This is a genomic window from Pseudonocardia sp. GCM10023141, assembly GCF_042653605.1.
Window position 1 is genome coordinate 54307 of record NZ_JBHSIR010000069.1, and the last position, 6468, is coordinate 60774.

General features: G+C 74.6%; 7 protein-coding genes and 1 riboswitch. Of the genes, 4 read left to right on the plus strand and 3 right to left on the minus strand.

Annotation, left to right across the window (positions count from 1 at the left end; all coding sequences use genetic code 11):
• Nucleotides 1–108: 108 nt before the first annotated feature.
• On the plus strand, nucleotides 109–1329 hold the full coding sequence (cobA, locus tag ACFPFQ_RS41155) for a uroporphyrinogen-III C-methyltransferase (protein WP_379628695.1): 1221 nt from the start codon (nucleotides 109–111) through the stop codon (nucleotides 1327–1329).
• Nucleotides 1326–1835, plus strand: coding sequence for a cyclodeaminase/cyclohydrolase family protein (locus ACFPFQ_RS41160; protein WP_379628696.1), 510 nt, complete (start codon nucleotides 1326–1328; stop codon nucleotides 1833–1835). The genes cobA and ACFPFQ_RS41160 overlap by 4 nt, the downstream gene beginning before the upstream one ends.
• A 51-nt stretch (nucleotides 1836–1886) precedes the next feature.
• Here ACFPFQ_RS41160 and ACFPFQ_RS41165 read toward each other — a convergent pair whose 3' ends face one another.
• Both ACFPFQ_RS41165 and ACFPFQ_RS41170 read right to left on the minus strand, forming a co-directional pair.
• On the minus strand, nucleotides 1887–2174 hold the full coding sequence (locus ACFPFQ_RS41165) for an HAD-IA family hydrolase (protein WP_379628703.1): 288 nt from the start codon (nucleotides 2172–2174) through the stop codon (nucleotides 1887–1889).
• On the minus strand, nucleotides 2168–2503 hold the full coding sequence (locus ACFPFQ_RS41170; protein ID WP_379628697.1) for an MMPL family transporter: 336 nt from the start codon (nucleotides 2501–2503) through the stop codon (nucleotides 2168–2170). The genes ACFPFQ_RS41165 and ACFPFQ_RS41170 overlap by 7 nt, the downstream gene beginning before the upstream one ends.
• Nucleotides 2504–3183: 680 nt before the next feature.
• Nucleotides 3184–3304: riboswitch (cobalamin riboswitch) on the plus strand.
• Between the two features lie 55 nt (nucleotides 3305–3359).
• On the opposite strand from ACFPFQ_RS41170, the gene ACFPFQ_RS41175 reads away from it, so the two are divergent.
• Together ACFPFQ_RS41175 and cobT are read left to right on the plus strand one after the other, a co-directional pair.
• Nucleotides 3360–3740 carry an SAM-dependent methyltransferase gene (locus tag ACFPFQ_RS41175; protein ID WP_379628698.1) on the plus strand — a complete coding sequence of 127 codons (381 nt, stop codon included), beginning with the start codon at nucleotides 3360–3362 and terminating at the stop codon, nucleotides 3738–3740.
• The gene (cobT, locus tag ACFPFQ_RS41180) at nucleotides 3728–5464 is read left to right on the plus strand and encodes a nicotinate-nucleotide--dimethylbenzimidazole phosphoribosyltransferase (protein WP_379628699.1); all 1737 of its coding nucleotides are present in this window, start codon (nucleotides 3728–3730) and stop codon (nucleotides 5462–5464) included. Before ACFPFQ_RS41175 ends, cobT begins: the two co-directional genes overlap by 13 nt.
• Nucleotides 5465–5491: 27 nt before the next feature.
• On the opposite strand, the gene ACFPFQ_RS41185 is transcribed toward cobT, so the two are convergent.
• Complete coding sequence (locus tag ACFPFQ_RS41185) at nucleotides 5492–6304, minus strand: DUF998 domain-containing protein (RefSeq protein WP_379628700.1); 813 nt, start codon at nucleotides 6302–6304, stop codon at nucleotides 5492–5494.
• Nucleotides 6305–6468 lie beyond the last annotated feature (164 nt).

Here is a 6468-nt window from a genome sequence, read left to right on the forward strand (position 1 = left end):
GCTATGATCGCGCCCGTTCGGCGGCACGGGAACCGGGTCGATCCACCGGCGGCCCCGCCGCGATCCCTCGCACCGTCGACACTCGGACTCGTCAGCGGCGGAGGGAGAATGATCATGAGCGATCCGTACCTCGCCGGGCTGGACCTCGCCGGCCGCCGGGTTCTCGTGGTGGGCGGCGGCACCGTCGCGCAGCGCAGGCTCACCGGGCTGCTCGCGGCTGGCGCCGACATCGAGGTGGTGGCACCCGAGGTCACGCCTGCCGTCGAGGGCATGGCGACGGCGGGGGAGCTGCGCTGGTCGCAGCGCCCGTTCCAGGACACCGATCTGGCCGGCGCCTGGTACGTCGTGGCCTGCACCGAGGTCCGCGAGGTCAACGCGGAGGTCAGCGCGGGTGCGGAGCGGCGGCGGATCTTCTGCGTCCGCGCCGACGACGCCCCCGAGGGCACCGCCGTCACCCCCGCGGTCGGGCGCCACGACGGCCTGACGGTCGGGGTGCTGGCCGGACGTCGCCCGCGCCGCTCGGCCGCGGTCCGCACCGCCCTCGTCGAGGCGCTGCAGGCCGGGGTCGTCGACGACGCCGCGGAGCCCGCCCACCCCGGCGTCGCGCTCGTCGGTGGCGGCCCCGGTGACCCCGAGCTGATCACGGTGCGCGGCCGGCGCCTGCTCGCCCGCGCCGACGTGGTGGTCACCGACCGGCTCGGCCCGCGCGACCTGCTCGACACCCTCGGGCCGCACGTCGAGGTCATCGACGCGTCCAAGATCCCCTACGGGCGCGCGATGCACCAGGACCGGATCAACGAGCTGCTCATCGAGCACGCCAGGGCGGGCCGCTTCGTCGTGCGCCTCAAGGGCGGCGACCCGTACGTCTTCGGACGCGGGTTCGAGGAGGTGCTCGCCTGCGCCGAGGCCGGCGTGCCGGTCACCGTCGTACCGGGCATCACCAGCGCCTTCGCCGCACCCGCGGTCGCCGACGTTCCGGTCAGCCACCGCGGCGTCACCCACGAGATCGTGGTGGTGTCCGGGCACGTCGCCCCGGGTCACCCCACCAGCCTGGTCGACTGGCCCGCGCTGGGCCGGCTGCGCGGCACCATCGTGCTGATGATGGCCGTGGAGCGGATCGGGCTGTTCGCCGCGGCCCTGATCGACGGCGGCCGCCCCGCCGACTCCCCGGTCGCGGTGATCCAGGACGGCACCACCCGCATCCAGCGCACCGTGCGCACCACGCTCGCCGAGGTCGCCGACGCCGTGCGCGACCAGGAGATCCACCCGCCCGCGGTGATCGTCGTCGGGCCCGTCGCGGGTCTCGTCGACCATCAGGTCACGTCGTGAGCCTGCTCGACCTGTCGGTCCGCGACCTGCTCGTGGCCGTCGCCGACCGCACGCCCGCGCCCGGTGGCGGTGGCGCGGCCGCACTCGCCACCGCGCTGGCCGCCGCGCTCGCGGGGATGGCGGCCCGCTACGCGCCCGAGCCGGGCGCCGCACCGGCCGCGGCGGATGCGCTGCGCGACCGGGCGGAGCCGCTGGCCGACGCCGATGCCGCCGCGTACCGCGAGTTCCTCGCCGCGCTGCGGCTGCCCCGCGACGACCCGGCTCGGCCCGCGGCCGTCGAGCGCACCCGCGCCGCCGCTTCGGCCGTGCCCGCGGAGATCGCGGCGATCGCCCACGAGGTCGCCGCGCTGGCGGCCGGACTCGCCCGCGACGGCAACCCGAACCTGCGCGGTGACGCGCTCGCGGCCGTCGCGCTGGCCGAGGCGGCGATCACCACCGCGGACGGCCTGGTGGCGGCGAACGCCCCGCCCCCGCCGTCGCACACGTCAGGAAGGACGCCCTCCTGACGTTCACCGTCAGCATGGACGCCCTTCTGACATCTCGCGGGCCCCGCGCGCTCAGCTCCGCAACAGCGCCTCGACCGCCATGATCGTCTGCCTTGCGTCGGTGTGCAGGACCGCGTGCATGCCGATCTGCCGCGCGGCCTCGACGTTGGCCGGTACATCGTCGACGAACACCGCTCCGGTGGGCTCGACCGCCAACCGCTCGCAGGTCAGCTGGTACGCGCGCGGGTCGGGTTTCGCGATCCCGATCTCGTGGGAGTAGAGCAGCACATCGACGAGGTCGGGGAAGCCATAGCGCCGCGACTCCTCGCGGCGCGCACCGTCAGCGGAGTTGCTCAGGATCGCGGTGCGGTAGCGGGGCCACCACGTCCACTCCCGAGGATCGTCATGGCGGCCGGCAGGATCGGGATCCGCAGCACCACGGCGTCGAACAGCACGGCCGCGGTGAGGCCGACGGCCACCTGCTTCATCTCGATCCGGTTGATGAGCAGGAAGCTCACGAACACCGAGATCATGACCGCCGCAGCGCTGGTGACGACGCCCGCCGTGCTCGCGATCCCCTCGCGAACGGCCTGCCGGGTCGACACCCCGCGCCGCACCGCCTCGCGGATCCGGTAGACCACGAAGATCTGGTAGTCGGTGGAGAGGCCCACGAGGATCGCGAACGTCATCAGCGGCATCCGGGAGCCGATGACCCACGGGATGCGCTCGGCCTGGTGCGCCGAGTAGTCGGTGCCGCGGGAGATCTCCGCTCACCCCGCACCGGACAGCGGTGCCGAAGGCCTGGGGGAGCAGGGTCCCCGCAACCGCTGCAGCGACGCCGCCCCCTCCGGGGAGTTCTCCGCGTACGGCACCGCGAGGCGCAGCACCCCGGTCGTGCCGTGCGACACCGGGAACGTCGCGCAGCGCGGCGCGGACGTCCGCCGCGGCCGCCGCGACCTCGTCGAGCGGCCCCGCCGCCGAGGTGATGAGGATGTTCTCGGTCTCCGGCGGGCTCAGCCCGGCCGCGGCGGCGAGGGACTCCGCCCGCCCGGCCTCGCCGATCCAGAACGCGCTGATCGATCCCTGGTCGGTACCGACCGCGGATCCCGTCCCGACGCACAGCGCCACGAACACGACCACGCCGCCACCGCCCGCCACGGATGTCGCGCGCTCCACGTCGCCAGCCGCACCGTCTCGATCCCTGCCTCCGGATGTGTCACGAGCCGAGACTGGCGCGGTCGCGGCGGCGCGACGGTGGCGCTGCCCGGCCAACCCGGGTGGGGTGATCCCGAACCCGCGCGAGGTCGGCCTTCTCACGCCGCGTTGACCGCCGCCGCCGTCTGTGTTGGGCTTCGGCCGACGGCAGTGGAGGAAGCCGGTGGGAATCCGGCGCGGTCCCGCCACTGTCACCGGGAAGCGATCGCCCACCCGTGACCACTGCAGCAGCGGGAAGGTCGGGCGGCTCGTGTCGATCCGGGAGCCAGGACACTTCCTGCCGTCGATCACCCCGGAGCGAGGGCGCGGACCCTCGAGGAGGAGAGCGACGTGAACGTGCTGGTGGGAGTGGGTGTCGGACCCGGTGATCCGGGTCTGGTGACGGTGCGGGCGGCGGATCTGCTCGCCGCGGCCGACGTCGTGTTCGTGCCGGAGGTGGGGCGTGCCGAGCAGACGGTGCTGTTCTACACCGAGGCCTGGCGGGTCGAGCGGGTGCCGGTGGGCGCGGCCGCCGCGGTGGCGGCGTGGTTCGCCGCCCACCCGGGCGGAACGGCGGTGGTGGCATCGGAGGGTGATCCGGGCGGTGACTTCGCCTTCGACGCGCTGGCGGCGGCGGTGCGCGACACGGTGGGCGAGCTGACCGTGCGCCTCGTGCCCGGCATCACCGAGATGCAGAGCCTCGTGGCGGCCGGGGGCCCGTGGACGAGCTGACGCGGGACGCGTTCCATCGCGTCGTCGCAGGCCGCCGCGACGTCCGCTCCGGGTTCCGGGCCGACGTCCCGATCGACGACGCGGCGCTGCACCGCGTGCTGGTCGCCGCCCACGCCGCCCCGAGCGTCGGGTTCTCGCAGCCGTGGGACTTCGTCCTGATCCGCGACCGCGCCACCCGCGAGCGGGTGCAGGCGCACGTCGCGGCGGCGCGGGCGGACTACGCGGCGTCGCTGCCGGCGGCGCGGGCGGACGCGTTCCGCAGCGTCCGGGTCGAGGCGATCCTCGACACCCCGCTCAACATCGCCGTCACGTGCGACCCCACCCGCGGTGGGCGCCATACGCTGGGTCGCCACACCCAGCCGCGCACCGCGCCCTACTCCACGGTCGGCGCGGTCCAGAACCTCTGGCTCGCCGCCCGCGCGGAGGGCCTGGGTGTGGGCTGGGTCAGCTTCGGTGACGAGCGGGCGCTCGCCCGCGAGCTGGACCTGCCCCCGCACCTGGAGCTCGTCGCCTACCTGTGCGTCGGGCACGTCACCGAGTTCGCCGACCGACCGGAACTCGAGTCGTCGGGATGGGCCCGCCGCAGACCGCTGCGGTGGGCCGTGCACCACGAGGCCTTCGGCCTGCGTGGACTACCGGGGGAGGACCCGTTGGACCTGCTCGCCGAGACCGTCGCCGCCATCACACCGCCCGACGCCGCCGCGCGGGCGGCCGCGGCCGACCGGCTGGACCGGATGACGAAACCGCCCGGCTCGCTGGGACGGGTGGAGGCCGTGGCCGTGACGCTGGCCGGGATCGCCGGGCAGTGCCCGGCACCCATCCCGGAGCCCGCCGCGGTGGCCGTGTTCGCGGCCGACCACGGGGTGCACGCGCAGGGCGTGACACCGTGGCCGCAGGAGGTCACGGCGCAGATGGTCGCGAACTTCACCGCGGGCGGCGCCGTCGTCAACGCGTTCGCCCGCCGCGTGGGCGCCGAGGTCTGCGTCGTCGACATCGGGGTGGCGTCGCCCCTGCCCGCCGACCTGCCCGGTCTGCTCCCGCGCCGCATCGCCGACGGCACCGCCGACCTCTCGCAGGGCCCGGCGCTGACGCGCGAGCAGGCCGTCGCGGCGGTCGAGGTGGGCATCGAGACCGCGCGCGACCTCGTCGCAGGCGGCAACCGCTGCCTCATCACCGGCGACATGGGCATCGCGAACACGACGTCAGCGGCGGCGCTGATCTGCGCGTTCACCGGAGCCGGCGCGGCGGAGGTCACCGGCCGCGGCACCGGCATCGACGACGCCACGCTCGCCCACAAGACCGCGGTCGTCGCCGCGGCACTCGCCCTGCACCGGCCCGATCCGGCCGACCCCATCGGGGTACTCGCGGCGTTCGGCGGGCTCGAGCACGCCGGGCTCGCCGGCTACCTGCTCGGTGCGGCCGCACTGCACGTGCCGGTGGTGCTCGACGGCGTGAGCGCCGGTGCCGCCGCGCTGGTGGCCGCGGCGCTGGCACCCGACGCCGTCGGCTACTGGGTGGCCGGGCACCGCTCCGCCGAGCCGGGTCACACCCGCGCGCTCGCGCACCTCGGGCTGGAGCCGCTGCTCGACCTCGGCATGAGGCTGGGGGAGGGCACCGGCGCCGCGCTCGCGCTGCCGGTGGTGCAGGCCGCGGCCCAGGCGCTGCAGGACGTGGCGACGTTCGACGCCGCGGGGGTCACGAACAAGACCGAGCAGGAGGGATAGCTCCGGCGAGGACGGGGTGCGGCGCCCTCAGGAGCCGAGGTGCGCCGTGGGCGGGTTGGCCGGGTCGCCGCCCGTCCACGGCTCGGTGCGATCGCTCAGGCGCAGCCACGAGACCCGCACGAGGTGCACGGCCAGTGCCGTGACCACCGCGATGTCGAAGCCGAAGGCGACGCGCTGCAGGATGCCGCCGATGTCCTCACCGCCGAAGAGCACCATCGCGTCCGGCACGACCTGGACGATGCGCGAGGCCACGTACGCGCCGGCGAGGATGGCCGCTCCGACCGACAGGATGCGGACGGTGGGCACCACCGGGCGCCAGTCAGGGCTCTCGGTGAGCCGCCGCGCGGCGGTGAACCCGGCGATCGACAGGAACAGCAGGATGCCGCCACCGGCGAACTGGTGCACCCAGCCGGCGAACGAGGTGATGTCGGGGGAGTTGTCGGTGGGGAAGATCGCGGCCAGCAGCAGGCACGCCGCCCACACCGAGAACAGCACCATCGGCTTGCCCGCCAGGTGGGCCCCGGCCCAGACCATGCCGAACAGCACGGCGAGCGTGCCCAGCGCGAGCGCGACCGCGGCGCTGGTGAACTGCGCGGCCCCGCCGTCGACGAAGACGTAGTAGCTGGCGGGCTGCGTGATCGGGTTGACGACGTTGCTGAAGTGGAAGCCCAGGTAGACCATCGTGATGGCGCAGCGGGCCGCCGCGAGCAGCGCCAGCAGGGCGAGCAGCAGCGTGCCGAAACCCCACCAGCGACGACCGACGTGGAGGTGGTGCGCGTGCACGGGCGATGGTGTGACTGCCTGCGTCTGCTTCGATGACTCGCGCATGAGCTCGCTCATCGGATCTCCCCCTACCCTCCGGCGCTCCCACCCAGGCTGTGGGCGCTCCGGCGGTTCTGATCATACGTTTGCGGAGTGGAGAAGTCGCACCTTTGACTAGGGCGTGTCCTGTAAGCCGGTGCGCAGCCATAACACGATCGCGGCGATGATGAGTTCGGAGCGGT